22 protein-coding genes and 1 tRNA gene are annotated in these 25,159 nt (G+C 64.4%); 7 read left to right on the top strand and 16 right to left on the bottom strand.

Translation table 11 applies throughout. The annotated features are described in order from the left end of the window. Positions 1-4 precede the first annotated feature (4 nt). From DU478_RS16695 to DU478_RS16665, 7 genes are read right to left on the bottom strand one after another with little or no spacing between them, the layout of a single operon-like run. The gene (locus tag DU478_RS16695; RefSeq protein WP_114512107.1) at positions 5-1,285 is read right to left on the bottom strand and encodes an MSMEG_0569 family flavin-dependent oxidoreductase; all 1,281 of its coding nucleotides are present in this window, start codon (positions 1,283-1,285) and stop codon (positions 5-7) included. Beyond that, positions 1,267-1,545 (bottom strand): MSMEG_0570 family nitrogen starvation response protein, encoded by a 279-nt coding sequence (locus DU478_RS16690; protein ID WP_114512167.1) that lies wholly within the window; start codon positions 1,543-1,545, stop codon positions 1,267-1,269. Before DU478_RS16690 ends, DU478_RS16695 begins: the two co-directional genes overlap by 19 nt. After that, entirely contained in the window at positions 1,538-2,515 is a 978-nt protein-coding gene (locus DU478_RS16685; RefSeq protein ID WP_114512106.1) for a sll0787 family AIR synthase-like protein, read from the bottom strand. The genes DU478_RS16690 and DU478_RS16685 overlap by 8 nt, the downstream gene beginning before the upstream one ends. Beyond that, positions 2,512-3,057: an MSMEG_0567/Sll0786 family nitrogen starvation N-acetyltransferase gene (locus DU478_RS16680; RefSeq protein ID WP_114512105.1), complete on the bottom strand. Its 546-nt coding sequence runs from the start codon at positions 3,055-3,057 to the stop codon at positions 2,512-2,514. Before DU478_RS16680 ends, DU478_RS16685 begins: the two co-directional genes overlap by 4 nt. Further along, positions 3,054-4,172: an MSMEG_0568 family radical SAM protein gene (locus DU478_RS16675; RefSeq protein ID WP_114512104.1), complete on the bottom strand. Its 1,119-nt coding sequence runs from the start codon at positions 4,170-4,172 to the stop codon at positions 3,054-3,056. Before DU478_RS16675 ends, DU478_RS16680 begins: the two co-directional genes overlap by 4 nt. A gap of 4 nt (positions 4,173-4,176) precedes the next feature. Continuing rightward, the gene (locus tag DU478_RS16670) at positions 4,177-5,142 is read right to left on the bottom strand and encodes a Nit6803 family nitrilase (RefSeq protein ID WP_114512103.1); all 966 of its coding nucleotides are present in this window, start codon (positions 5,140-5,142) and stop codon (positions 4,177-4,179) included. A 49-nt stretch (positions 5,143-5,191) separates the two neighbouring features. Continuing rightward, positions 5,192-5,674, bottom strand: a complete 483-nt coding sequence (locus DU478_RS16665; RefSeq protein WP_114512102.1) for an MSMEG_0572/Sll0783 family nitrogen starvation response protein — start codon at positions 5,672-5,674, stop codon at positions 5,192-5,194. A gap of 254 nt (positions 5,675-5,928) precedes the next feature. Between DU478_RS16665 and DU478_RS16660 the strand changes: the two genes are divergently transcribed. Together DU478_RS16660 and DU478_RS16655 are read left to right on the top strand one after the other, a co-directional pair. Then, positions 5,929-7,290, top strand: a complete 1,362-nt coding sequence (locus DU478_RS16660; protein ID WP_114512101.1) for an aminotransferase-like domain-containing protein — start codon at positions 5,929-5,931, stop codon at positions 7,288-7,290. Positions 7,291-7,337: 47 nt separating this feature from the next. Continuing rightward, positions 7,338-8,024: a D-lyxose/D-mannose family sugar isomerase gene (locus tag DU478_RS16655; RefSeq protein WP_114512100.1), complete on the top strand. Its 687-nt coding sequence runs from the start codon at positions 7,338-7,340 to the stop codon at positions 8,022-8,024. Between the two features lie 13 nt (positions 8,025-8,037). On the opposite strand, the gene DU478_RS16650 is transcribed toward DU478_RS16655, so the two are convergent. From DU478_RS16650 to DU478_RS16640, 3 genes are all read right to left on the bottom strand, one after another. Continuing rightward, a complete protein-coding gene (locus tag DU478_RS16650; RefSeq protein WP_114512099.1) occupies positions 8,038-10,680 on the bottom strand; it encodes a TRAP transporter large permease subunit in 2,643 nt (880 codons plus the stop codon). Positions 10,681-10,704: 24 nt separating this feature from the next. Next, a complete protein-coding gene (locus DU478_RS16645; RefSeq protein ID WP_114512098.1) occupies positions 10,705-11,676 on the bottom strand; it encodes a TRAP transporter small permease subunit in 972 nt (323 codons plus the stop codon). Between the two features lie 126 nt (positions 11,677-11,802). Then, positions 11,803-12,885 (bottom strand): TRAP transporter substrate-binding protein, encoded by a 1,083-nt coding sequence (locus DU478_RS16640; protein WP_114512097.1) that lies wholly within the window; start codon positions 12,883-12,885, stop codon positions 11,803-11,805. Positions 12,886-13,313: 428 nt separating this feature from the next. Between DU478_RS16640 and DU478_RS16635 the strand changes: the two genes are divergently transcribed. Further along, positions 13,314-14,597 (top strand): amidase, encoded by a 1,284-nt coding sequence (locus DU478_RS16635; RefSeq protein ID WP_114512096.1) that lies wholly within the window; start codon positions 13,314-13,316, stop codon positions 14,595-14,597. A gap of 124 nt (positions 14,598-14,721) precedes the next feature. Here DU478_RS16635 and DU478_RS16630 read toward each other — a convergent pair whose 3' ends face one another. Next, the gene (locus tag DU478_RS16630; RefSeq protein WP_114512166.1) at positions 14,722-15,234 is read right to left on the bottom strand and encodes a DUF3299 domain-containing protein; all 513 of its coding nucleotides are present in this window, start codon (positions 15,232-15,234) and stop codon (positions 14,722-14,724) included. A gap of 437 nt (positions 15,235-15,671) precedes the next feature. On the opposite strand from DU478_RS16630, the gene DU478_RS16625 reads away from it, so the two are divergent. Further along, positions 15,672-15,761 (top strand) — tRNA-Ser (locus DU478_RS16625). A 278-nt stretch (positions 15,762-16,039) separates the two neighbouring features. Here the strand turns inward: DU478_RS16625 and DU478_RS22705 are convergent. From DU478_RS22705 to DU478_RS16605, 4 genes are all read right to left on the bottom strand, one after another. Beyond that, a complete protein-coding gene (locus DU478_RS22705; protein WP_147276370.1) occupies positions 16,040-16,696 on the bottom strand; it encodes a hypothetical protein in 657 nt (218 codons plus the stop codon). A gap of 504 nt (positions 16,697-17,200) precedes the next feature. Then, positions 17,201-18,661, bottom strand: coding sequence for a pyridoxal phosphate-dependent decarboxylase family protein (locus DU478_RS16615; protein WP_233501374.1), 1,461 nt, complete (start codon positions 18,659-18,661; stop codon positions 17,201-17,203). 89 nt (positions 18,662-18,750) lie between these two features. Beyond that, positions 18,751-19,035 carry a nickel-binding protein gene (locus DU478_RS16610; RefSeq protein ID WP_114512094.1) on the bottom strand — a complete coding sequence of 95 codons (285 nt, stop codon included), beginning with the start codon at positions 19,033-19,035 and terminating at the stop codon, positions 18,751-18,753. A 28-nt stretch (positions 19,036-19,063) separates the two neighbouring features. Further along, positions 19,064-20,149: a PLP-dependent cysteine synthase family protein gene (locus tag DU478_RS16605; protein ID WP_114512093.1), complete on the bottom strand. Its 1,086-nt coding sequence runs from the start codon at positions 20,147-20,149 to the stop codon at positions 19,064-19,066. 126 nt (positions 20,150-20,275) lie between these two features. On the opposite strand from DU478_RS16605, the gene DU478_RS16600 reads away from it, so the two are divergent. Then, positions 20,276-21,826 carry a winged helix-turn-helix domain-containing tetratricopeptide repeat protein gene (locus DU478_RS16600; protein WP_114512092.1) on the top strand — a complete coding sequence of 517 codons (1,551 nt, stop codon included), beginning with the start codon at positions 20,276-20,278 and terminating at the stop codon, positions 21,824-21,826. A gap of 395 nt (positions 21,827-22,221) precedes the next feature. Here the strand turns inward: DU478_RS16600 and DU478_RS16590 are convergent, their stop codons facing one another. Further along, the gene (locus tag DU478_RS16590; RefSeq protein ID WP_114512090.1) at positions 22,222-22,842 is read right to left on the bottom strand and encodes a sulfotransferase family protein; all 621 of its coding nucleotides are present in this window, start codon (positions 22,840-22,842) and stop codon (positions 22,222-22,224) included. A 589-nt stretch (positions 22,843-23,431) separates the two neighbouring features. Between DU478_RS16590 and DU478_RS16585 the strand changes: the two genes are divergently transcribed. After that, positions 23,432-24,052, top strand: coding sequence for a hypothetical protein (locus DU478_RS16585; RefSeq protein WP_147276369.1), 621 nt, complete (start codon positions 23,432-23,434; stop codon positions 24,050-24,052). Next, the gene (locus tag DU478_RS16580; RefSeq protein ID WP_147276368.1) at positions 24,024-25,157 is read left to right on the top strand and encodes a cache domain-containing protein; all 1,134 of its coding nucleotides are present in this window, start codon (positions 24,024-24,026) and stop codon (positions 25,155-25,157) included. The genes DU478_RS16585 and DU478_RS16580 overlap by 29 nt, the downstream gene beginning before the upstream one ends. Positions 25,158-25,159 lie beyond the last annotated feature (2 nt).

Here is a 25,159-nt window from a genome sequence, read left to right as displayed (position 1 = left end):
CCCGTCAGGCGAAGCGGCGATCCGGGCGTTGCGTGCCTAGCCGTTCGCGGATCACCCGCGCCACATGGCCCGCATCCTCTCCGACGCCGAGGAACCGGCCGGACCCCCAGGTGTTCAGCCAGCCGAGGCCGAGGAAATACATGCCCTCCGCGTCGCAGACCCCGCGCTTGTGAACAGGGCGGCCCGTGGCATCGAGGCAATCGACCTGCAGCCAGCCGTAATCCGGTCGGAATCCGATGCACCAGAGCACCGAGGTGATCCCCTCGTCTGCGGCGTCGATCTCGGTGGTCTCGGTCTCGGGCCGCCAGACCTTTTCAAAGGGCGGCTCTTCCGGCGCGTCGATGCCGTTCTTCTCGATGTGGGCGTCGATCATCTCGCGGATGCCCACGTAGCTGCGGTCCGCATCGTCGAGGTTGCGCTCCAGGTCCGGCGCAAAGGTGATGCGGGTGCCCTCCATCCCCGTTACCGAGCCGTAGAGCGGCAGGCCGTCGAGCGCAAAGCGGCGCAGGTCGATCTCGTGCCCGCCGTCGCGGCCGGACATGTAGTGGTTGGTCTTGGCCTCGGTTGCCTTGGGGTCGGGCGTCTGGTCGATGGTGATGGCGTAATGGCCCATCTCGTGCAGCCAGTCGGTGGCGTCGCGCCCCCGGTACATCCGCGGGCTGCGCGGCGCGGGACCCACGGCCAGCGCCACGTCGCGGCCCGCGATGCGTAGATCCTCCATCAGCTGGACACCGGACTGTCCGGTGCCGACGACAAGACACCGGCCTTCGGGCACATCCCCGGGCCGGTGATAGTCGCGGGTGTGCAACTGTGCGATGGACGGTTCCAGGTCCGCGGCAAACGGCGGTGTCACCGGCCGATCGTAACCGCCCGACGCGACGATGACGTGATCGGAGCGATAGAGTCCTGCGTCGGTGTCGACCTCGAACCGTCCGTCGTGGTCTTGCACCACGCGCGTGACGGTCACGCCCTCGCGCAGCGGCGCGTCGAAACTGTCGGCAAAGGCCTCCACGTAGTCGACGATCTGATCCTTCAGCATGAAGCCGGTCGGATCGTCGCCCGCATAGGCAAAGCCCGGCAGCTTGCATTGCCAGTTCGGCGTGACGAGACAGAAGCTGTCCCACCGCTGGTTCTTCCAGGCATGGAACCGCACGTTCCGTTCCAGCACCACGTGCTCGATCCCGGCCCGGCACAGGTACCACGAGGCCGACAGCCCCGCCTGACCCGCGCCGACAATGACGACGGGCAGATCGGTGCGGGCGGGATTCAGGTCATGGACAGGCATGTGATCGTCTCCTCGGGGGAAAAGGCGGCGGCGCGGGAGGTGATGCGCGCGGCCTGCGCATCGGCGGAACTGCAGCGAAAGCCGTATTTCGCCTCGACGCGCTGCGCGGCGAGGTCGAGCCCGGCAAGGCTGCGGTCGAGGAAATCGTGTAGGGCGTAGGTTTCTCCTGCGCTCAGATGTTTCTGGATCGCGGTCGAGGGCGAATAGCAGGACTCCTCCGTGCCGTCGGGCCAGCGGATTCGGAAAGTGACTTCAGGCATGGGCGGGCTCCGGTGCGGGGGCGAGGCCGAGATAGGGCTGCGCGGCGTGGTCCCAGAGCGTGGCGCGCGCGCCGCTGCCGCAGAGCATGACGGCGCTGCCCCTGGTGATCCGCCCGATGGGCGCCGCCGACAGGTCGCGCGCGGCAAAGCGGGCCTGGATCGCCGGCACATCACCGGGTTTCGCGGCGAGCAGGAAGCCGAAGCTGGGAAAGGTGACCATCCAGCGCGACAGGGCGGTGCCTTCAGGTACGGGTATGGCATCGGTATCGATCTCGATGCCCACGCCGGAACATTCCGCCAGCATCAGCGCGGTCCCGGCGATACCGCCCTGGCTGATATCCTTTCCCGCCCGCACGAGACCTGCCTCGGCCAGTTCCGGCAGCAGCGCCAGATCGCCGCGCAGACGCTCTGGCGGCGCGCCGAGGAAGGCCGGGAAGTTGTCGCTGTCTCCGGGGTAATGCCCGCGCATGTCCACCGCCGCGATCAGCACATCGCCGGGGATGGCGTCGAAACTGGTGATGAGCGCCCGTGCGCGGCCCCAGATCGACGCCGCCAGCTGCGGGCGGTCGGTGCGCAGGTTCGAATGGCCGCCGACGATGGGCACGCCGTATGCGGCGCTGGCGGCGCGCATGCCGCGCAGGATCTCGGCGGCGATGTCGGCGTCCGGCGCCCAGAGCGCATTGGTCAGCGCCGTCGCCCGCCCGCCCATGGCGGCGATGTCCGAGAGGTTGACCATCACCGCGCACCAGCCCGCGAACCAGGGCGCGTCGGCGACGAAGTCATTCATGAAGCCCTCGGTCGCCATCAGCTGCCAGCCGTCGCCATCGCGCAGCGCCGCCGCATCGTCGCCCGGCCGGCCGGGGCTGTCCTGCCCCAGACCCAACGCCGCGCAGACCGTGTCGATGTCGCGCTTGCCCTTTACGTGCGGATGCGCGGCCAAGGTCGCGGCAAGGGCGGCTATGTCGGTCATGCCGCGCGTTTCCGGGTCAGCGCCATCCAGCCGCGGGCGGGGTCCTCGATCGGCGGATAAGCGGCCAGATCGGCGCGCATCTTCATGTGCGGATGGCCGTGAAGGTCCTGCGCACCCAGTGACTGCCAGTTCAGCTTTTCGAACAGTGGCACGTTCTGCATCTGCACGTAGGCCAGGAACAGCTTGGCCCCGCGCGCATGCGCCGTACCCACGGCCAGCCGGATCAGTTCGGCCCCGAGCCGGCCGACCCGGCGATAGCCCGGTGCCACCGCCAGACGCGAGCCCCACCAGACATTCGGATCGGCCTCGTGGATGCGGACGGTGCCCACCACGTCGTCGGCCTCGGAGGCCATGGTCGAGATCGCGACCAGCGGCAGCGCAACCTTGTCGACGGCGTCGCGGTCGTGGTCGGGAAAGATGCCCTGTTCGGTGACGAAAGTGCGGTGGCGCAAAGAGGCCGCGCCGCCGATCTCCCACGGCAGGGTGGCCTGGCGGATCAGGAATTCCGGCGTGACGAAGGCTTCGGGCTTTTCGATGATCATGCGACGACCCTTTCCTTCGACGCAAATTTCTCGAAGGCAGAGAGGGCCGAACAGGCGCCGCACCGTCCGCACCCGGCCTTGATGTCGCCGGAACTCATGCCGTTCTCGCGGATCATCCGCGCCAGCGGCGGCAGCACCGAATGCATGAAAGCCGCTGTCGGCGCGGGGTGGCTTTCCAGCGGCGTGCCCGAGACCGGCACGAAGGGCACGACGAAGGGATAGACGCCCATCGCCGTCAGCCGTTCCGAGATGTCGAGTATGGCCTCGGCGGTGTCGCCCAGACCGGCGAGGATGTAAGTCGACACCTGCCCCCAGCCGAAGACCTCGACCGCGGCGGCGAAACTGTCGAAGTATTTCTCCAGCGGCACCTGCGCCTTGCCGGGCATGATCCGTTCGCGCACTTCGGGCGTCACGACCTCGAGATGCATGCCGAGGCTGTCGATCCCGGCATCCTTCATGCGTTGGTGCCAGGCATCGTCCTCGGGCGGTTCGCACTGACCCTGCAGCGGCAGGTCGACGGCGGCGCGGATCGCCGCGGCGCTCTCGGCCAGCACCTTGGCGCCACGGTCCTTGCCCGCCGGCGTGCCGGTGGTCATCACCATGTGTTTCACCCCGTCCAGCCGCACCGCGGCGGCCGCCACCTCGGCCAGCTGTTGGGGCGACTTGTGGGCGATGGTGCGCCCGGCGGCGAGGCTCTGGCCGATGGCGCAGAACTTGCAGGTCTTCTTGCGGCTTTCGTAGCGGATGCAGGTCTGCAGCACGGTGGTGGCCAGCACATCCTTGGCATGCAGCTGCGCGATATGGCCGTAGGGAATACCGTCTGCGGTCGCGAGGTCGAGGAAACTGGCGCGTTTCGGAAAGCTCACCTCGGCAAAGAAAGCGCCGTCTTTCCGGACTGTTGCGCGGCCTTCTTCATTCGGTGCATCAACGATGTAGGGGCTGTCGAAGGCGGCATGGGTGTGGACCGGGATCATCACCGTCATGCCGTCGATGGTGACTGCCTTGTGATCCGTCGGACCCGCCCCGCCGCGGCGGCTGTCGGCACCGGCGCGCGGGTCGATCATGCGCATGCCGCGGGTTTGCAGGTCGGTGATGAGGGCACCGGTGTCGGGCATGGGCTCAGTCCTCCAGCGGGATCGGTTGGAACGGGGTTTCGGGCGCGGTCACATGCCGGGTCTCGGCGGGCGTCGGATCATGCCGCAGCGACAGAAGCTCGGGCCGGGCGTAGTGACCGACGCTGTCCATCATGCGCTTGCGCTTGGTCACGAGGCTCATGTCCAGATCGGCGTAGAGGATGCCCTCGCCCTCGGTCAGGGGCGGCACGGCATGGCGGCCCTCGGGGGTGATGATACAGGTCATGCAGCCGCCGCGAAGCCCCTTCTGAAGGGTTTCATCCGGGGTGACGGAGGCGATCTGGTCCTCTGTGAGCCAGCCTGTGGCGTTGACGACGAAGCAGCCGGATTCCAGCGCGTGGTGGCGCATCGTTACCTCGATCTGCTCGGCAAAGACTTGGCCCACCAGGCTGCCGGGGAATTGCGCCGCGTGGATTTCCTCGTGCTGGGTCATCAGCGCGTAGCGCGCGAGCGGGTTGTAATGCTCCCAGCAGGCCAGCGCCCCCAGGCGCCCCACACGGGTGTCGACCACCTGCAAACCGGCGCCGTCGCCCTGCCCCCAGACCATGCGTTCGTGGTAGGTGGGCGTGATCTTTCGGCGCTTGAGCCGCAGCGTGCCATCCGCGTCGAAGATCAGCTGCGCATTGTAGAGCGAGCCGTGGTCGCGTTCGTTGATGCCCAACACCGCCACGACGCCGTGATGCGCGCAGCGTTCGGCCACGCGCCGCGTCTCATCCGAGGGCACGGTGACGGCCTGTTCATAGAGCGCCAGGTGCGGCTTGCCCTGCTGCACCGGCGGCAGGACGAACGAGAAATAGGGATAATAGGGCACGAAGGTTTCGGGAAAGACCACGAGCTCCGCGCCGTTCCCCGCCGCCTCGTCGATGGCGTCGAGCACGCGCGCCAGCGTCTTTTCGCGGCTGGTGAGATCCGGCGCGATCTGCACGGCGGCGGCCTTGACGATGCGGGACATGAACCCTCCGGGCGTTGGGGCCGGGGGCACGGCGGCCCCCGGCGGTCGATCAGACCGTCCAGGTGTCGACGATCACGGCATTGTCGCGGACGTGGATGAGCTTGAGGTCCAGCACGTCCTGCGGCGCGATCGGGATGATCCCGTCCAGCAGCGACGGCTCGCCATGGCCGTAAAGCGCCTGCAGCGCGAAGCGGCAGGCATAGACCTTGCCGCCCTCGGACATGAACTTCTTGAGGTTGTCGGCAAAGTTCTGGTGTCCCGGAAACGCCGCGTCGCCCAGCGTCGGGAACCCGCGCTGGATGCCCAACGTCACGCCGGGTCCGTAGAGCAGGATCGAGGTTTCGAACCCCTTGCGGTTGAGGCGTATGGCATTGAGGATGTTGACGAGGCCGATAGAGCCTTCGAAGGCGACGGTATGGAAGGTGACGAGTGCCTTCTGGCCCTCTTCGGCCTTAACGTCCTCGAAAACCTTGTCCTCGTAGTCGACGAAGAAATCTCCGTCCTTGTGCTTTTCCATGGTGACTGCGGGCATGCGCTTCCTCCGGTTGCCGTGGGTCCTGTTCTGGTACGTGGGATCAGCGTGCGCGCGACAAAGCATGCAATCAAATTACAGTGCAATCATGCATACAATAAAGCGGAACCAGGCAGAAATCCCGCCCTGACGAATGCGAAAAAGGGTAGGATGGATGCAATTTGCGGCAAATTCGAAATTCATGCCGGGGACACTACGACTATATCCATACAAAACGCTTCAATTCTGGACGAATCGACTGTAATCAAATCGGAATGCAGTCCTGGTCCCCCATCCTGCGCCGTGACGGAGCGGCGCGTTACCTGCAACTGGCCGATGCCATCGCTGACGGCATCGCCGACGGCACGCTGTCGCGGGGCGACCGGCTGCCGCCGCAGCGGCGGCTGGCGGACCGGCTGGGCATCGACTTCACCACCGTGTCGCGCGGCTATGCCGAGGCGCGGCGGCGCGGGCTGATCGACAGCCACGTCGGGCGCGGCACCTTCGTGGCCGAGGGCGCCGGTGAAAGCGCCCGGCGCGAGCTGCGGCGTCACGCCGACGTGGATCTCACCATGAACCTGCCGCCGGAACCGACCGACCCCGCGCTGCTGGCGCGGATGCAGGACGGGCTGCAGACGGTGTCGGCCAACCTCATCGACCTCTTGCGCTATCAATCCGCCACCGGCGGCCAGATCGACAAGGAGGCCGCGTCGACTTGGCTGTCGCTGCGGGGCCTCGTGCCGACGCTGGACCGGATCGCGGTGACACCCGGCGCGCATCCCACGATGCTGGCGATCCTGACGGGGCTGGCCAAGGCCGGCGATACCCTGCTCTGCGAGGATGTGACCTACCCCGGCTTTCGCGGCATCGCCGGGCGGCTGGGCCTGACATTGGTGGGACTGCCCGGCGACGCCGAGGGCATCGACCCCGATGCGCTCGAGGACGGCATCCGGCGGCACGCGCCCAAGGCGCTCTACCTCAACCCGACGCTACAGAACCCTACGACGCGGACGATCTCGCTGGCGCGCCGCGAGCGTATCGCCGAGGTGATCACCGCGCACAAGCTGCCGCTGATCGAGGACGACGCCTATGGCTTCATCCCGCCGCACCCGCCTGCCCCGCTGGCGAGCTTTGCGCCCGACCTCGTCTGGCACATCGGTGGGCTTGCGAAATGCATCGGCGCGGGCTTGCGTCTGGCCTACACGGTGGCGCCCAACAGCCACGCGGCGCGGGATCTGGCGCATCAGCTCAAGCTGGTGTCGGTCATGCCCTCGCCACTGATGATGGCGCTGGCGACCCGCTGGATCACCGACGGCACCGCCGACCGCATCCGCCGCTTCATCCGGGACGAGACGCAGGCGCGGCAGGCCATCGCCGCGCAGGTGCTGGACCCGTCGATGTACGATTCCGCACCGCATGCCTTCAACGTCTGGATGCGCCTGCCGGAGGGCATCAGCCGCGCCGACGTGATCGGGCAGATGGCGGGCACCGGGGTCGGGATCATGCCCGCCGATGCGTTTACGGTGACCGGAGAGCCGTCCGAGAGCCTGCGCGTCTGCCTGGGTGGGCAGATCACCCGAACCGAGCTGCGCGATGCGTTGGGGCTTCTGGCTTATGTGACCTCGCGCCAGCCCTGAAACCGTGCTCTAAGGCGGCGTCCGAAACGATAGAAAGACCCCGCGACATGAAACGCTCCCGCATCAACGCCATCATGGCCGAGGCCCAAGAGATGATCCGGTCGCATGGCTTTGTCCTGCCGCCCTTCGCCGATTGGAGCCCGGAGGACTTTGCCGCGCGCAAGGACGAGGCCGCGCAGGTCATCACGGCGCGCAACGGCTGGGACATCACCGATTACGGCGCGGGGCGGTTCGACGAGATGGGGTTGTTCCTCTTTACCCTGCGCAACGGGCGGCTGGCGGACCTGCAGCGCGGCGGCGGCATGTGCTACGCGGAAAAGCTGCTGATCTCGCGGCAGGACCAGCTGTCGCCGATGCACACCCATGTCCTTAAGGCCGAGGATATCATCAACCGCGGCGGCGCCACGCTCGTGGTCGAGCTTTACGGATCGGACGATGCCGGCGGTTTCGCCGGGGATCGCGGCGGCACGGTCTGGTGCGACGGGTTGCGGCGCGACTTCGCCCCCGGCGACAAACTGCGGCTGGCGCCGGGTGAGAGCGTGACGCTGATGCCCGGCGACTGGCATGCCTTCTGGGGCGAAGGGGGCGATGTGCTGATCGGCGAGGTCAGCACCGTGAACGACGACGAAACCGACAACATCTTCCGCGAGCCCATGGGTCGCTTTGCGCAGGTCGAGGAAGACGTGCCGCCGACCCATCTTCTGGTCAGCGACTACGCCACCTGGCTGGGCTGAGCCAACGGTCTCCTTAGAAGTTCAGCGAAATGTCCCGGTGCTTGGAGTTGCAGGACGCGATGAAGAGCGCCTGTTCGCGCGGCAGGCGCGGCTGCTGGCGCAGGCCGATGGTGTCGCGGATCGCTGCGTCGTAGGCCTGCAGTTCGGGCAGCAGTTCCTCTTGCGCGCGGCTGCGCCATTCCAGTTCCGATGCGAACATCTCCTGCGCCTCGTCGATGAATTCCTGCGCGCGTTCGGGGTTCGGCGTGCGGGCGTCGATCTCGCGCCGCGCGTCCGACAGCAGACCGCGGATGTCATTGCCGCCCGCCACGTCGCCGAACAGGCGCTCGACCTCCTTGAACCGTTCGTCGGCCGTCTCGCCGTCCATGCCGGGCGCATCCGCGGCCAGCCGGTCAAGCTCAGGCTCGATGGCGGCCAGCGCGTCGGAAGAATTGATCACCGCGATCAGGTCGGTCACCGGCGCATAAGCCTGGTCCACGGTGCGGCGATAGGTGCCGCGGGCGCGCCGGTCGGCGGCGGTCAGTTGGCCGAATTCCTGCTGGGTCTCCTGCCAGTCCTCGGGGATCTGGGCCAGCAGCGCCTCGCGCTCGGCTTCGAGTTCGTCGGCCCGTGCGTTCAGCGCCTCGGTGTCGCCGAAGCCGCGGCTGGCCTGCGTGCGCAGGTCCTCGATCTCGCCTGCGATGCGTCGTGCGTCGCGTTGCAGACCGCGCACGACGTCATGCACGGGGCGGTAGTCCACCGCCGCCTCGGCCTGTTGCACCTTGAGACTTTCGATCTCCTCGATCAGCGGGAAGGCTTCGCGGGCGTTTTCCAGGCCGTCCTGGAAGTCCTCGCTCAGGTCGCGCGGCAGGTAGGACAGGTCCAAACCTGCCGCCCGGTCGATGGCGCTGCGGATCCGGTCGCCGTTCGCGGCGAATTCCTGCGCCACGTAATTCTCCACGCAATATTGCAGGGCCGGGTTGATCGGAGGCGGCGCGGTTTCGGCCGTCAGAGAGCTGCGCATCGGCGCGTAGTTAACCAGCGGCGGGTAGTAGCCGACGATGACCAGAGCCACGATCTGCAGCGTGATGAAGGGCAGCACGCCGGCGTAGATCTGCGTCGTCTTGACCGCCTTGGACGCCACGCCGCGCAGGTAGAACAGCGCAAAGCCGAAGGGCGGCGTCAGGAAAGAGGTCTGGATGTTCAGGCCGATCATCACCCCCAGCCAGACAGCGGTGACGTTGGCCTCGGGATCGGCCAGCAGGATCGGGGCGACGATCGGCACCACGACCACGGCGATCTCGATGAAGTCGAGGAAGAAGCCCAGGACGAAGATCACCAGCATGACGATGGCGAACTTGGTCCAGAACCCGCCAGGCAGACCTTCGAGGAAATGCTTGACCAGTTCCTCGCCGCCGAAGGCGCGGAAGGCTGCCGTCAGCATCGCGGCGCCGAGCAGGATGATGAAGACCAGCGACGTGGTCTTGGCGGTCTCGATCATCACCCCGGTCAAGGCGTTGTCGTTGCGATAGGCGCGGATGCCGCTCCAGACGATGCCGATGCCGGTGATGATAACGCCGATGGTTGCCAGCAGGATGCCCTGCTGATCCTCGGCGCTGGCGATGTTCTGGATGTTGGTGTTGTAGTTCGACAGCACGAACGCGATCATGCCAAGGCCGATCAGCGAGATCACAGCGGGCGTGTAGCGCCGTTTCTCACCCTCGTGCAGGCGGTATCCCGCCATGATCATCGCCCCCACCGCGCCGATGGCGCCGGCCTGGTTCACCGTGGCGATGCCGCCGATGATCGACCCCAGAACCATGATGATCAGCGCCAGCGGCGGCACCATCGCCAGCAGCACCTGGCCGCCGAAGGCCCAGTCGTACTTGCCTTCGTAGGGCACAGCCGGGGCATATCGCGGGCGAATGAGCGCAACCGCGAAAATGAAGAGGATGTAGAGGCCTACCAGAAGCAGACCGGGCGCCAGCGCCCCCAGGAACATGTCGCCGGCGCTGGTCGAGACGACGCCGAATTCCGACGGCATGGTCAGCTCGCCCGTGACTTCCTTGTAAAGGTCCTGCCGCGCCTGCCCCGCCTGGTCCGTGGCCGAGGCCAGCTGGTCGGCCAGGATGATGAGCACGATCGACGGCGGGATGATCTGCCCCAGCGTCCCCGAGGCGGTGATGATGCCAGTCGACAACTGGTTGGCATAGCCGTTGCGCATCATCGCGGGCAAGGAAATAAGGCCCATCGCCACCACGGTCGCTCCGACAATGCCGGTGGTGGCGGCCAGGAGCGCGCCCACCACGACGACCGAAATGCCCAGGCCGCCCGGCACCGGCCCGAAGAGCTGCGCCATGGTGACCAGCAGGTCCTCGGCGATCTTGGACCGCTGCAGCATGATGCCCATGAAGATGAACAGAGGAATCGCAATCAGCGTATCCCGCTCAGGCTCCCAATAGACCCCTCGGAGGTTGGTGACCCCCGCGCTCAGCCATTGCGACGGCCCGCCGGAGGCAAAGTAGGCGTCGGTATTGTCGACAAAGAGCCAGCCCGCCCCCGCCGCAAGGGCGATGGTGATGATCGCGGCCCCGGGCAGCGAGAAGGCCACCGGGTAGCCCGAGCCGAGCGCCGCGGCCATGATGAAAACGAGCAGTGCAAGGAAGAAGAGTTCCATTCGAGGGGGTCCCGTCGCGTCCGGTTACATCATGTCGGCGTGCGTCTCGCGCGCGCCGGGTTCGCCGCGCCGGTCGGCGACGGCCTCGAAAAACTGGGCCACGAACTGGAACATCATGGTCACCGCAAAGACCGCGAGGAACCCGGCCATGAAGTATTTCACGTACATGCCGAAACCGGACTGCGTCACCTCGAAAACCAGGATCGGCCCGACGATGATGCTGGACGACGATCCGAAGCCGACAATCAGGATGGTCCAGCAGAGCGACGCGCCCAGCAGCATCGACCCCCAGGCATTGGTGCGGCCGCGCGCCTCGCGGCGCATGCTGGCATAAAGCAGGTCAACCCGGACGTGTCCGTCCTCGTAAAGCGTGTAGGCCGAGGCGAAGAGAAACAGCGCACCGTACCAGAAGCGCACGAGATCGGCCATGAAGGCCTGTTCGTAGGAAAAGACGAAGCGGCTGAACACGATCAGCAGTTCGGCGATCACCACCAGCAGGGTGAGCCAGATGAAGCCCAGCGACCGGGTGACGGCGGCGATGACGATGCCGAGGACGATCAGCGGCGTGTGGAAGTAGAGCCCGCGGAATTGCGACCGGCCCAGGTCTCCGGCAAGGTCCGGCCCCACGATGCCCTCAAGCGATCCGTTGACCCGCAGAAACGACACGATGGCGTCGCCCAGCCCCACCAGCAGCACGGTCCAGAAGGCGGCGCGCACGAGGAAGGTGTTGATCGCGGTGACCCGTTCGGCATCTGCCCGCAGCGTCAGATCGCGCGACCGCAGGACCAGCATCAGCGCGACCACGGCCAACCCGATGTAGATCGCCCATTGCAGCGCCGACAGAACGCCGCCGCCGGACAGGATCGACCCGGTACCGGGAAAGCCGAACCAGAATTTCAGGACGGCATTGACCAGGAACGCGAGCATCGCGCTCAACATGATCCAGCCAAAGGCGCGCGGCAGAACAGCGGGTGCTGCTTGCGTCTCGGTCGTCATCCGGAGGCTCCTCCCCTAAGACCCTCGTGCATCAATGTCGTGGTAGTTTAGCTGGGATCGGGCCGAGGCAATAGCTCCGGCCCGATCCGTATGACCCCGAGGGGCCGGTGTCTCCGAAGGCGCGCCTCAGATCCGCAGGAAGCGGTTGCGCTTGGCGACGTAAGGCGCGTCCGAGTAGTTGCTCCAGACGCCGACGTTGTCGCGCGCGGCAAGGAAGCTGTCCATGATCTCGGCCGCGAGGGCGGAGTGATCGCGGGTTTCCTCGATGACCTCGGTCGCGGCTTCGCCGAAGACCTCGTAGACGTCGTCGTTGAATTCGCGCAGTTCCACGCCGTATTCGTTCACCAGGCGGTTCAGGTAGATACCGTTCTGATAGTTGGTCTCGGCCGGTTGCAGCGCGTTCTCCTCGGCGCAGGCGACGGTGATGATACGCTTGTCGCTCTCGGACAGCTGCGACCAGAAGTCGGCGTTCATGCCGAGGCTCACCTGGCTGGCGGGCTCGTGCATGCCGGGCCAGTAGTAGTATTGCGCGGCTTCGTAGAGCTTGAGGAAGAAATCGTTCCACGGACCCACCCATTCGGTCGCGTCGATGGCGCCCGAAACGAGGTTTTCGTAGATCTGACCGCCCGGCAGCGACACCGGCGAGGCGCCGCACTTGGCCATGACGTCGCCGCCGAGGCCCGGAATACGCATCTTGAGGCCGCGCAGGTCCTCGGGCGAGTTGATTTCCTTGTTGAACCAACCGCCCATCTGCAGGCCGGTGTTGCCGCAGGGAATGCCCTTGATGCCGAATTCGGCGCCGATCTTGTCGAGAAGGGCCTGGCCACCGCCGAACTTCATCCAGGCGTCGATCTCGGTATAGGTCAGGCCGAAGGGCACGGCGGTGAAGGGCGCCCAGCCGGGGTGCTTGCCCTTCCAGTAATAATCGGTGCCGATATAGGCCTGAGCGTTGCCGGATGCGACCTCGTCGAAGCTGTCGAAGGCGCCGACGCGTTCGCCTGCCGCGAAATACTGCACCGCGATGCGGCCTTCGGTCAGTTCGCCGATACGTGCCGCCAGACGCTGCGCGCTGGTGCCGAGGCCCGGGAAGTCACGGCCCCAGGTCGAGACGATGACCATGTCGATCTGGCTTTGGGCCACTGCCGGCGCGGCCAAGGCCGACGCGGCCATGCCACCGGTTGCGGCTTTCAGAAACTTTCTTCTTTCCATGCGGATTTCTCCTCCTGTTGAACGCGCCCCGACCGTTTCGGCCGTCGGCACGGGTTCCGACGCGATTAAGCTGCGCCGATATTTTTTCACGTTAATAGGGCTACCGGTCACGATACCGGGACACAAGTGGTTCAATCTGAACCTGTTCAATTACCTGAGCCGACAAAAAATCCGGTCAATTTTCGCTTTGCCCAATTTCTGACCGGAATTTTGACAGAAGGCTTAATATCTGTGCGGAACTGCCTTAAGGAGGGGAGTGTCCGAACCGTGCAAACGGCCTTTTCTGGTCCTTCGATTTCCGTTGATAAACAACCCTTAGGGGTGTTTCCGCAAGTTGGAACAACCGGAACGACGGCCCGGATTGAAACCCCGGTCGCGCGGTCCATGTCGGCGGTAAATCCGGGCGCATTCGGAACGGGGAAAGACCTATGACACGACAGCAAGACGATCTGCCGGGCGCGATCGCGACCGTGACGGCCATCGCCGACGGACGCATGACCGCAGAAGACGCGTTGCGGCAGCGGCTGGAACGCATCGACGCCTCCGAGGCAGATGTCCAGGCCTGGGTCGCCGTGGACCGTGACGGTGGCCTCGCGGCGGCGCGCGCGGTGGACGCCGGGCATGGCGGCGCGCTGGCCGGGCTGCCGCTGGGGGTCAAGGACATATTTGCCGTGCGCGGCCTACCCTGGCGCTGCGGCTCGCCGATCTGGGCCGACCGTGTCGCGCAGTCGGATGCCGGTGTCGTGGCGCTGGCGCGGGCGGCGGGGGCGGTGATCCTCGGCAAGACTGAAACCACCGAATTCGCCGGCTACACGCCCACCCGCACGCGCAATCCGCACGACCTGTCGCGGACGCCGGGCGGGTCGTCCTCCGGCTCGGCCGCCGCCGTCGCCTGCGGCATGGTGCCGCTCGCCTTCGGCACGCAGACCTCCGGCTCGATCATCCGGCCCGCGTCCTATTGCGGCGTGGTGGGCTACAAGCCCAGCTTCGACCTGCTGGAAACCGGCGGCGTCGCGCCCTTGTCGCGCAGCATGGACACCGTCGGCGTCTTCGCGCGATCGGTGCCGGACGCTGCCTTTGCCGTGTCGGTCCTGGCCGGGATCGACCTCGAGGGCGACGCCGGTGCCCAAAGCCTGCTGCCGGTCTACCGCTCCGCCGCCTGGGCGCAGGCCAACCCTGCCCTGTCCACCGCGTGGGAGGCCTTCGAAACCGCCCTGGGCAGCCGCTTTGCCGAACAGGTCTTCCCACCCGGGATCGAGGCGCAGCTGGTCGCGGGGTTCGACCTGCACGCGCGGATCATGGCAACCGAAGCGGCGCAGGCCCTCGCCTTCGAACATGCCAAGGCGCCAGAGCTCTTGTCGGATGCGCTGCGCCGCCAACTGGACGAGGGCCGCGCCCAGTCGCCGGACCGGCGCGCGGAGGACCGGCGCGCTCTGCACGTCCTGCGGCGGCAGTTCGATACCCATGTGCCCCGCGACGCGGTCTGGCTCACCCCCTCGGCGACCGGCCCTGCCCCGGCCTTCGAGGACGGCACCGGCGCGCCTGCGTTCAACCGGCTCTGGAGCCTGCTGGGCCTTCCCTGCTGCTCCGTACCGCTGCTCGCGACGGAAGACGGCCTGCCGATCGGGGTGCAGGTCGTGGGCGCCCTGGGCAACGATCACGGCGTGCTGAGCACCGCGCATCGGTTGATGACGGAGTTCGGAACGGCCTGATATTGGCGCCCTACTCATCTGCGCCGGGTGCAGTCCATGAACGCTGCGCGGTCAAGTCACTCGCTCTCCGTGCCCGCAAGCCGGTGCGGAATGGTTCAGCCGGCCGGCACGCCGGCATCGGCGCTCACCACTCGTAGATCGCGATGCGCTCCGCCCGGATCTCGTAGCCGATCTCGGCGAGTTCCGTCGATTGCAGCTTGGCGCTCAGCCGGCCGGAGACCCAGATCGCGTCCCACAGGTCCTGCGCGGGCCAGGGTGTTTCGGTGGTGACAAAGACCAGCTGATTGGGCGGCGGCGGCGGAACATGGATGCAGGCGCCGACATAGGGCACGAGGACAAAGCTGGTGACCCCCACTGCCCCCGTGTCCAGCGGGATCATGTAGCCGGGCAGTTTCACCGACGCGCCGTCCAGCTCGGCATTCAGCTTGATCCCGTTCTCGTCGAAGATCGGGTCCCAGGTGTCGTTCTGTTCGTCGATCTCACCTTCGCCGATGATCTCGGAATAGGGCACGCCCGGCGGGATCAGGTCGTCCCAGGTGATTTCCCGGAAAGTCGCGCCCAAGGCCGCGGTGGGCAGCAGCGCGCCCGCCCCGCCGGCGAGCAGCATCTGGCGTCGAGTGACTCGCGGTGTGAACATCATGACGCCATGATGCCATCGGCGCGCGGCGGGCGGTAGACCCGGAGGGCGGGAAAAATGCCACTCGGCGCCGCGATGCCTATCCCAGGTGCCAGACCGGCGCGGCCTTGGTTCGGCAACCGCGACACCTGGCGGTCCGCCGCTTTGGCGGATGCGCCGCACCGGCAGCGATGCGCCGTGCCGTCGCGTTGCCGTGACCTCCCCGGCATGTGATTTTGCGCGATCGGAACGGTGTCTGCGCCCAAAGCGCAGGCAAGAGCCTTCGCCGCAGCGACTCCGACAGACGATGCCGCCGCACATGCCCGCTGCATTTCAGGCCGATTGCGGCGGCCTGGCCGCGGTCCGTTCCGAATGCACCGAAAATTCCGCAGAAATGAGAAATTTCCTGCCAAAGAGGTGCTTGCACCTTCCCTGACTTTTTCGATATGACTGCCGGCGGACAGGTGGCCGAGTGGTCGAAGGCGCGCGCCTGGAAAGTGCGTAGGCGGGAGACCGTCTCGAGGGTTCGAATCCCTTCCTGTCCGCCATAACGCCCTGATTATATGTAAAAAATTAAAAAAGCTCTCTGCGCACCCCCCTAAAAGCCCACCAAACCAAAAACAATCAAATGCGTTGCATTGCGACGTCAAGCAGGTTTGACAGGGTGCGACCTCGAACCAGACAAGCTATCCCGGTCTAAGATCATTGCTAGATAACCCGAAGGCCGAGCGCTACCGCTTTTCGATCAAGCTGAGTAAGAACGTCTAGATACCCTTGCCGCGCGTCCTCGGCTTGGGACGGATCCGATTACTTTGCCCCATGCGGCTCAAAAAACGAATTTCTCTTTGAAGCCACCAGCGAGAACCTCCGGGTGCTGACCAAGCTCTTCGGTACACCGGGGCAACCGCAGTGCTTCGTGGCGTTGTCCAGAACTGGGCGAACCGCACGCTCGCGTATTTCGGAGGAATTCTTGTTCGTCGTCTTGATCTTGATGCTCGATCCTAGTCAGGAGGTGGAGGCTCCGGCAAACCAGGTGCGGTTCAATCTGACCGACCGTTGGCCCTTTGAGGGCCTTTCGGAACCAGCCCTCCTCGCTAACATCGCTTCCTTCCATAATGCGGTTGGAGCCTGCGACAACCTTGCCGTGCAGGTTCGCGACCCCGGCCCAAGCCACCCGGTTACTGGCCTCGGTTACGGCATCTGCGAAAGATTTCATTGACGCTGGCGACGAAACATCCACGTTTTCGGCAACGGCTTGAAGACTTTCCCATTCTCGATGGAGCGCGTTTGAGAACACCATACTCAGTGCAGTCGCACCGCTCTGTGCAGCCGCTTCGTGAGAAGCGATCTGAAAATCCTCGGCGTTCTTGAGGGCGGAATGTCCGATAGCCCAAACCCCGATCGCACCGACGATCGCAACGACTGTAGTAAAGGCATTGGAAAGCTTCGGAAAATTTCCGTAACGGCGTTTGAGTTCGGGCATGATAGTTCACTACCTTTGCGAGAAATCCTACGTGTCAAGGAGTTTCGTAAGTGGAGAATCTGGCGCGATTGTGGCGAAATCCTTGCAGCACGAGAAATAATTCACTTTCTCTGATTTTTTCAAGGCGCCTGCTTTGACAGTGAGCTTGAAGCGTAGAACGAAGAGTTGGTGCCGTTCAGTTAAGTCGACGGATGCAGAGCTTGGCAGTAACCGCTGCTCTGGGCCATTCGCGCACTGCAGACCGATCCACTCAATTCATCTTTGCAAAGGCCGCTTCCTGCGCATTGCTGCCGTTCATGAAGGCCGCAGCATCCGTAACTTGGGCTCAAAGCGGTCATGCGGCGCTGCGGATGAAGGCGCAGCCTCGAGGGCGAGGCACGATGACGCTCCCGGCCCAATGCGGTCATTCATCCCATGCTTTAATGCAGCAGTGCGGCTTCCCCGGCCCGGACTTTGATCAAAGGTGCAACAACTCGTTTGAAGCGATACGCTGGTTCAATTGGGTCATGCATCATCCACAACACCGACCGGTGTCATTTCAGCGCCTATCCGGAGGACTTCTTGCACCAAGAGGTCAATATCTTCGTCCTTTGTGCGGTGGTTACATATTGCGACGCGCAGGCAGTGTCGGCCGCGGATCGTGGTGTCGGTGATGACCGCGATACCGCTTTCCTGAATACGCAGCATGATTTCGGTGTTGTGGGCGCATAACTCAGCTTCGTCCAAGCCGCCGGGCACGTGGCGGAAACAGACGACGGTGGTTGAGGTCGGTGCCATCAACTCCAATTCAGGTGCGGCATCAATCAGCGCCGTCAGGTGAAGGGCCTGCGCAATGTTGTGGTCAAGGATGCGCCCGAAGGTCTCCACCCCGTGATGCCGCAGCATCATCCAGACCTTGAGCGCGCGGAAGCCGCGCGTCGTTTCGAGGCCGTAATCGTGCAGGAACTCGGCCGCTGCCAGACCACGGGTCGCCACCTGAAGGTACTCGGCGTTCTCTGCAAAGGTCGCGCGGTGCGCTTTCTGGTCGCGCAGCAAGGCGCATCCGACGTCGAAGGGCGCGTGGAGACCTTTGTGCAAGTCCAGGGCAAGCGAGTCCGCCTTTTCGATACCCGCAACGAGATGCCGGTTCGCTGGTGCTATCGAGAAGAGAGCCCCGATACAGCCATCCACATGCAGCCAGATACTCTCTTCGCGGCACAGGTCCGCAATCTCGGGCAGTGGGTCAATGGAGCCTGTATTGGTCGTGCCGGCCGTGGCGATCACGCAGGCGGGGCGCACACCTTGGCTGCGGTCAGCCTGAATTGCGGCGCGCAGCGCATCAAGGTCCATGCGAAACGTGTCGTCCGTCGCAATTCGCGTCAGCCCGGCGCAACCCACTCCCAAAAGGTTCATCGCCTTCATGTGACAGGAATGTACCTGGTCCGAGGCATAGAACCGCAGCGGCGCGCCAATATCGGCGACACTTTGAGTATGCAGATCCACGCCGGCCATCGCATTTCGCGCCGCCGTCAGTCCCACAATGTTTGCCATCGATCCACCGTTGACCAGCGTGCCGCTCGCGCCCTCGGGAAAGCCCATCATCTGACGCAGCCAGTCCGTGACCTGACGGTCAACCTGATTGGCGCCGGTATCGCCCCCGCCAAGATTCGAGCCGTCGATTGCGGCAAGAAAGTCCGCCAGCGCGCCCGTCAGGCAGCCCGCCCCCATGTACCATGCCAAAAAACGGGGGTGAATGTTGCCCATGGCATGGGGGTACAGCTTGTTTTTCACGTCGGCATAGACCGCTTCCAAAGGGGCGGGATCCGTCGGCGGCGGGCCATGAAACTCTGCCTTCATCGCATCCGGCATGGGTTGCCAGACCGGCTCGTCGCGCAGGCCCTGCAGGCGCGAGATGGCATCGTCCACCATGAGATGCGCCAACCTGCGCATGTCGTCCCATTCGGCCGGATCGAGGCTGTCTTCCATATCGATCCTCGTATCGTGAGCCACGGCTTGCTCTCCGTTCCGTTGGAAACCGGACCTGCCTGCCCTGGCAAGTCCAGTTTCGACGTCCTTCAGGCAGGGTCGGGCCGCACGACCACGGTTGCGCCGATCGGCAAGATGTCATCGCCCGGCATGCCGACGCAGCGCGCATGTTCCCGCAAGGCGTCCTCGTCGACCGCCTCGTAGATACATGCCGTCCCGAGCCGTCCGTCCCGCTCCTTGATCACGTAGGACCGGATCCAGCGCACCTTGTCCGGCATTTCCTCGTTCCCGATGCGGGCCGAAGTTTCTGCGGTCTTTTCAAGCTCTGCCTGGTCAGCCCAGGCACTGGGTCGGCGTATCAAGTAGAGGTCCATGGGTTTACTCCTTGGGTTGCTGCAATCTCTACTCGGCCGCCATCCGGTAGCCGGGCGTCGAGGCGGACAGGGCGCGTTCTTCGTCGTCCATGTCCTCCGGGATATCCGCAAAGAGCGGGGTCGACAGATGGCGCTCCCCTGTGTCGGGGAGCATGGCGAGGATCACCGCGCCCTTTTCCGCGCGTTCCGCCATCTGCATGGCAATGGCGAAACTGGACCCGCCGGAGATTCCGGTCAGGATGCCTTCCTGCGCTGCGAGCTTCTTGGCCCAGGCGACACCGTCGGCCCCGGCGACCGGAATCAGCTCGTCATAGCCGCCATTGTCCAGCACTTCTTGCAGCACCATCGGGATGAAATCGGGTGTCCAGCCCTGGATCGGATGCGGCTCGAAGGCCGGGTGACTGGCCGACGGCGAGCCGTCAGCGCCGCGTTCCTGAGCGACACCGCTGGCGATCATTGCGGCATTTTCCGGCTCGCTCAGGATGATCTTGGTTTCGGGACGTTCCTTGCGCAGAACCCGGGCCAACCCTGCGACCGTGCCACCTGTACCAAAGCCAGTTACGACGTAATCCAGCCTGTCGTCTTTGAAATCGTTGATGATTTCTCGTGCCGTGGTCGCCTCGTGGATGTCTGCGTTGGCGTCGGTCTCGAACTGGCGGGCGAGGAACCATCCGTGCTTCTCGGCCAGTTCGACGGCCTTGCGGTACATGCCGGTGCCTTTCTCGGCGCGCGGCGTCAGCACCACCTTTGCGCCCAGCATCCGCATCAGCCGCCGCCGCTCGACCGAGAAACTATCGGCCATGGTCACGACGAGGGGATAGCCCTTCTGCGCACAGACCATGGCTAGCCCGATCCCGGTATTGCCGCTGGTCGCCTCGACCACGGTCTGGCCCGGTTTCAGCGTGCCGTCACGCTCTGCCGCCTCGATGATGTTCAGCGCCAGCCGGTCCTTGACCGACGCCGCCGGGTTGAAGAACTCGGCCTTGACGTAGAGCCTGACACCGTCTGGCGCGAGGTTGTTGATGCGGATCACGGGTGTATCGCCGACAGTGTCGAGCACGGACCCGAACAAGCGTCCTCTCCCTTGCGTCGTGCGGATGTTCTTGACGGTCATGGCAACCTCCCTTTGGTTTGTCATTCGATTCCAATTTCTCAATCTTGGACCTGTTTCATCCTGAAGCACTTGATGCCGATCTGAAGATTTCATGAAGAAACGCGGAAATCTGGGCTATGATGTGCCATGGCTTGGCTTTTCGGTGATCACCGGCTCGACCCGGACCTGTTCGAGCTCACCCACAAGGGTGACGTTGTGCATGCCGAGCCTCAGGTCTTGGCACTGATCATCCACCTTGTGCGAAATCGCGACCGATTGGTCAGCAAGGAGGAGATTGCCAGAACCGTCTGGCCAGGTCGCGTCGCGTCAGACGCAAGCATCGCCAGCCGAGTCCGGTCGGCGCGCCAGGCGCTCGGCGATGATGGCGGAGCGCAGGCCGTCATTCGCACGATTCACGGCAAGGGCTTCCGCTTCGTGGCCGAGGTCAAGGAAACCAGCCCAGCCCAGACCGTCCAAACCCTGTCTTCGGAATGTGAAACCGGCGCCGATATGTCCCGCCCATCGGTTGCGGTCCTGCCCTTCCGCCCTCTCGGCGCGTCGCCCGAAGTCACGATTCTGGCGGAAGCCATTCCGCATGAGATCATACAGGGGCTTTCGCGCCTGCGCTGGTTGGCGGTCATCGCACGCGGCTCGTCATTCCGGTTTCGCGAGGGACAGGGCGGCCTCGCCCTGGTCGGTACGGCGCTGGGGGCAGGCTATGTCATGACGGGTGTGATCGAAAGTCTGGCCGGCACGATCTCGGTGGTCATCGAGCTGGCCGATGCCAGCCGCGGCGAGGTGATTTGGGCCGATCGGCTTACTGCCCCGATGGACGGGATCGAGGACTTGCGTCAGCGGGTCGTCGCGCAGGTCGTGACCGCGCTCGATATGCACGTGCCGCAGAATGAGGTACGACTTGCATCGCGAACGGGGTCGGACCGGCTGGATGCATGGACGACATTCCACCTCGGGCTGACCCAGCTTTACCGGTTCACGCCCGAGGCAAATCAGGTCGCAAAAGGGCATTTCACGTACGCCATCGAACTCGACCCACGATTTGCACGGGCGCATGCCGGATTGTCGTTCACGCGCTTCATCGACGCGTTTCTGCATCTCGGGCCGGATGACCAAGAGGCGGCCACTGCGGCACGACGTCATGCCGAGCGCGGCATGGAACTGGATCCGATGGATCCGTTTACCCATTACACGATGGGGCGATCCTATTGGCTGTCCGATCAACCCGAGATCGCCAAGGGGTGGTTCGACCGGGCTATTGAGCTCAATCCCAACTACGCGCAGGGCTTTTACGCCCGTGCCTTCACGGCGCTGATGACCGGCGACATCAGCACCGTCGACCTGGGGCTTGATGCGGCCCTCCAGCTCAGCCCACTGGATCCGCTGCTTTACGGAATCCACGGCGTGCGTGCACAGGCGCTGATCCAGGTCGGAGATATGCGGGCAGCTGCCCGGCTGGGCGACCGTGCCGCCTCCACGCCCGGAGCGCATTACCTCATCTCGATGGTGGCGGCGGTGGCGAACGGGCTGGACGGTCGCTACCAACAGGCCAACCGCTGGCGGCAGGACGCATATCGGCGCAAACCGGATGCGTCGGCCGCCCAGTACTTTGCGGCCTTCCCGATCCGCAACCAAGACGCGCGACGCCGAATCGCGGAAGAGTTGAAGCGACAAGGATTCTGATCGACAAAACCGGTGACGGTGACATCGAAGAAGATGATCTTTCTGCGGACGACCGAAGAGTCATGCTTTGACCATAGAGCCGACGACAGCAGCTGTTCAGTTGTGCGGTGCCCTTCGCTCACGGGCGAAACAGAAGCCTGAAGAACCCACAACGTTCAATGACCGTTCTCGCCTCAACAAGCTTATGATCGAAGGCCCGCAGCGAAAGTCGGCTCTCCGCACTCCCTTCCTGGGCGTCGCGCCCGGCCCATTGCCGACCTTGGGACTGGGTGACCATGCCGCGGCGCAGCTTCACCGAAGCGGTCGTTCGTGCGTCGCGCAGCATTCCCCGACGGCCAAGGTCCGCTGAGCGGACGTAGCTGCCGTTGGCACGACCGGACAGAGTGCTTTGCGGACTATCTCTGCAGTTCAATATTGTGCTTCTGAAAGTCTGTCGTAGCGTTTGTATGCGGATAGGTTTGCTCCGGTACAGATACTCCGAGAAACTCGCAGAGCGGTTCCCATCCTGAGCCCAGTTCATATACTAGAAGACGGTTTGCCGGGATCACAGACTTCACCTCGGCAACATGCGCCTCGAAGTCCTTTATTGCGCGTTCCTCGCTGTCGAAGCGGTCGCCTAGGAAGACATCCACGAACTCCTGGATTTGACGCATATGTGGCGCCTCCGGCGGTATTTCGGTTTCGCGAAAAACCTTGATCGTCTTCGAGTAGGACGCATACCAACCCTCAGGATCACGCACCGACAGGATTACCTTCGCGTTTGGGTAGCGCTCAGCCGACTCGCGCCAGAGATGGGCGCCAGGCCAGTCGACCTGAGACCGGTAGCCGTCGAATAGCAGGTCGAGGTCAAGCGGCGCCCCATCGCAAAAATAATCATGCCATGGACCCGCTTTTTCCGGATGATCCCGGATTTCATGCATGTGGTGGCAAGGTCCGAAGCCGAGAACCGCCAATGCTTCACGGAGGGAGTCCGTGCCAGTACGCCCGAAGCCGGCGCCAATAATTTCGAGGGCCATTGGATGAAAAACTTTCTGCTATGTCGAAGGAATATCTGCACTACAGTGGGGGCCGAAGCAGCCTCTGGCAATACCCCCAACGATGTAAACCGCCCGATGCCCACCGGTACTGGATATTCACGGCTTCAAGGGAATGACCGCTCGGGGCTCGAAGCCGACATGTGGCGGCCCCCATGACCGGCCTGGTAGTGACGCGTGACGCTCCCGGCCCAAAGCCGCCTTTGATCATCATCACAGATGCTCCGCCGCAGCTTTCCCACAGCGGTCATTCATACATCGCACAGCATTTTGAGGTAAGAGTGCCTGCAATGCGGACGTAGCCGCCGTTCCTTGAATGTCGGCTTCCGCTCATAGGGCACAAACAATCGTTTTCAGCACGGATGATCTCGGCTGCGCGATCGCGCAGATGGATGGGGGTCGGCCGCATGGGGGTTCGAGTCAACCGCAAGTCGGACAACTCCCCTAGCAACTGTATCTGTCAGATAGCCTGAGCGGCCCATTTCTGACGGTTTCTGCACGCTTGGGTTGATCGAAAATCCATTGACGCGTAGACGTCACGAAAGCGTGCTGTATCGGGGATGCCTTCCAAGTGATTTCAACCAACGAATGCGCTGCGCGCCGATACCGGTTCTCCCAGACGTTGCGCACCATTGCACTTGGCTTGGCACTGTCATGGCCCGCAAGCATCGCGCAGGCAGACGGCTTTTTCTTTCAACTTGACGCTGCCAGATCGACCAGTTCAGCGACGGCAAGCCTCGGGCGTGGACCGTTCACCTTCGGCGCCGGAGCGGTGCGCTATGACGGCGGGCGCACCTACGGTCTGAGTGCCACCTGGCAATTGCCACTCGACACATCCGTCGCGACGATCAAGGTCGGGCCAGCGCTCGGACTGACTCGCGACGAGAGCTCGGACGAGAGCCCGGAGCTTGGCCTCAAGGTCGTCGCCGAGCGTTACATCCCCACCGATTTCGGCAGTGTGTTTCTCTTGGCCGACCTTAACAGCATCGACTCGTCCTGGTTCGTGCTGGCGCAGTTTGGTCTGGCAGCACCAGATCTGTCCGTCGAAGTCTCGCACGGCGAGAGCGATACGTATTCCGAAACCTCTCTCGCCTTGTCACGGACCCTGCAGGACGGTCCGGTCAGCCTGCGGCTGGGATACCGGCTGGAATCGAAAGAGGCGTTTGCCGGCATATCGATCAACACGTTCTAAGGAGACCTCCATGCCACGACCGGCCCCGGATTTCCCGAGACTGACGCTGGCCAGAGCGGTTTACTCCTTTGTCTGTCTCGGCGTTCTCTTCGTTGGTGTTGTGATCTTTCTGATCTTCACGGCCCGTTCGTCGGCGCTGCTGGACAGTGCACTGGACCGCGCTGTGCGCACCCGGACGGCCGCGGCCGGGGAAAACCTGGCGCGCAGCCTGCACAATGACTGGGTCGATCTGAAATTTCTGGCGAGCGCCATTCCCGAAAGCTCCGCCCTGCGCATCACCGGGCTGATGGATGGCATGCGCGGCGACGCGAACCGGATCAGTTGGATCGGCTTCGCGGACACCAACGGCATCGTTCAGCAGGCTTCGGATGACCTGCTCGTCGGCCAGGACGTTTCTGAACGGCCCTGGTTCCGCAACGGCGCAAAGGCGCCATTCGCAGGCGACGTGCACGAGGCCCTGCTGCTGGCCAACGTGCTGGAGAGCGATGATCCTCGGGGTCTGCGTTTCGTGGACCTCGCGATTCCGGTCGTCGGTGCCACCGGCGAGACCACAGGGGTCGTCGCCGTGCATATAAATTTCGCCTGGGCCGAGGCCCTGCTCGAGGAGCAGGCGAGAACCCTCGGACTGGCCCTTTTTCTCACAGGCTCGGACGGCTCGATCGTCGTGAGTTCCCAGGAGTCGAATCCGACGCCTCAAGAGGTTGCGATCCTGCGGGCGGCGCTTCCGGGCACGGAGAACGCGGTGCGCGAGGTCTGGCCGGACGGCAGGACCTACTTCTCGTCGCTGGTGCCGCAGGTGACCTACAGCGACCTGCCGAACTTCGGCTGGCGCATGGTCGGACGGCTCGATGGCGATCAGTTCAGCCTTGGGCTGGACTGGTTGCGGACCACCGGGATCATCGCGGTTGTCGGGCTTCTGGCGGTGCTGGGCACGGTGACTGCGGCTTTCGTCATGATCTTCATCCGTCCAATCGAGGAGATCGCGGCGCGCTCCGAAGAAATTGCGGACGGCGCAGATATCTACCCTCCGGACCTGAAGCGCACCCGGGAAACCGCGCGCCTTTCGGCCGCGCTGACCCGGCTTCAGTCAGGCCGCATCGACTGAGC

The organism is Thalassococcus profundi (assembly GCF_003344785.1).
GTDB classification, from domain to species: domain Bacteria; phylum Pseudomonadota; class Alphaproteobacteria; order Rhodobacterales; family Rhodobacteraceae; genus Puniceibacterium; species Puniceibacterium profundi.
Note: the sequence above shows the minus strand (reverse complement) of the source record. Positions and strands in the feature narration are given on the sequence as shown.

Excerpts from the sequence above, each read along its gene's own strand:
- DU478_RS16695 (WP_114512107.1), bottom strand. The coding sequence starts at position 1,285 with ATGCCTGTCCATGACCTGAATCCCGCCCGCACCGATCTGCCCGTCGTC.
- DU478_RS16690 (WP_114512167.1), bottom strand. The coding sequence starts at position 1,545 with ATGCCTGAAGTCACTTTCCGAATCCGCTGGCCCGACGGCACGGAGGAG.
- DU478_RS16685 (WP_114512106.1), bottom strand. The coding sequence starts at position 2,515 with ATGACCGACATAGCCGCCCTTGCCGCGACCTTGGCCGCGCATCCGCAC.
- DU478_RS16680 (WP_114512105.1), bottom strand. The coding sequence starts at position 3,057 with ATGATCATCGAAAAGCCCGAAGCCTTCGTCACGCCGGAATTCCTGATC.
- DU478_RS16675 (WP_114512104.1), bottom strand. The coding sequence starts at position 4,172 with ATGCCCGACACCGGTGCCCTCATCACCGACCTGCAAACCCGCGGCATG.
- DU478_RS16670 (WP_114512103.1), bottom strand. The coding sequence starts at position 5,142 with ATGTCCCGCATCGTCAAGGCCGCCGCCGTGCAGATCGCGCCGGATCTC.
- DU478_RS16665 (WP_114512102.1), bottom strand. The coding sequence starts at position 5,674 with ATGCCCGCAGTCACCATGGAAAAGCACAAGGACGGAGATTTCTTCGTC.
- DU478_RS16660 (WP_114512101.1), top strand. The coding sequence starts at position 5,929 with ATGCAGTCCTGGTCCCCCATCCTGCGCCGTGACGGAGCGGCGCGTTAC.
- DU478_RS16655 (WP_114512100.1), top strand. The coding sequence starts at position 7,338 with ATGAAACGCTCCCGCATCAACGCCATCATGGCCGAGGCCCAAGAGATG.
- DU478_RS16650 (WP_114512099.1), bottom strand. The coding sequence starts at position 10,680 with ATGGAACTCTTCTTCCTTGCACTGCTCGTTTTCATCATGGCCGCGGCG.
- DU478_RS16645 (WP_114512098.1), bottom strand. The coding sequence starts at position 11,676 with ATGACGACCGAGACGCAAGCAGCACCCGCTGTTCTGCCGCGCGCCTTT.
- DU478_RS16640 (WP_114512097.1), bottom strand. The coding sequence starts at position 12,885 with ATGGAAAGAAGAAAGTTTCTGAAAGCCGCAACCGGTGGCATGGCCGCG.
- DU478_RS16635 (WP_114512096.1), top strand. The coding sequence starts at position 13,314 with ATGACACGACAGCAAGACGATCTGCCGGGCGCGATCGCGACCGTGACG.
- DU478_RS16630 (WP_114512166.1), bottom strand. The coding sequence starts at position 15,234 with ATGTTCACACCGCGAGTCACTCGACGCCAGATGCTGCTCGCCGGCGGG.
- DU478_RS22705 (WP_147276370.1), bottom strand. The coding sequence starts at position 16,696 with ATGCCCGAACTCAAACGCCGTTACGGAAATTTTCCGAAGCTTTCCAAT.
- DU478_RS16615 (WP_233501374.1), bottom strand. The coding sequence starts at position 18,661 with ATGGAAGACAGCCTCGATCCGGCCGAATGGGACGACATGCGCAGGTTG.
- DU478_RS16610 (WP_114512094.1), bottom strand. The coding sequence starts at position 19,035 with ATGGACCTCTACTTGATACGCCGACCCAGTGCCTGGGCTGACCAGGCA.
- DU478_RS16605 (WP_114512093.1), bottom strand. The coding sequence starts at position 20,149 with ATGACCGTCAAGAACATCCGCACGACGCAAGGGAGAGGACGCTTGTTC.
- DU478_RS16600 (WP_114512092.1), top strand. The coding sequence starts at position 20,276 with ATGGCTTGGCTTTTCGGTGATCACCGGCTCGACCCGGACCTGTTCGAG.
- DU478_RS16590 (WP_114512090.1), bottom strand. The coding sequence starts at position 22,842 with ATGGCCCTCGAAATTATTGGCGCCGGCTTCGGGCGTACTGGCACGGAC.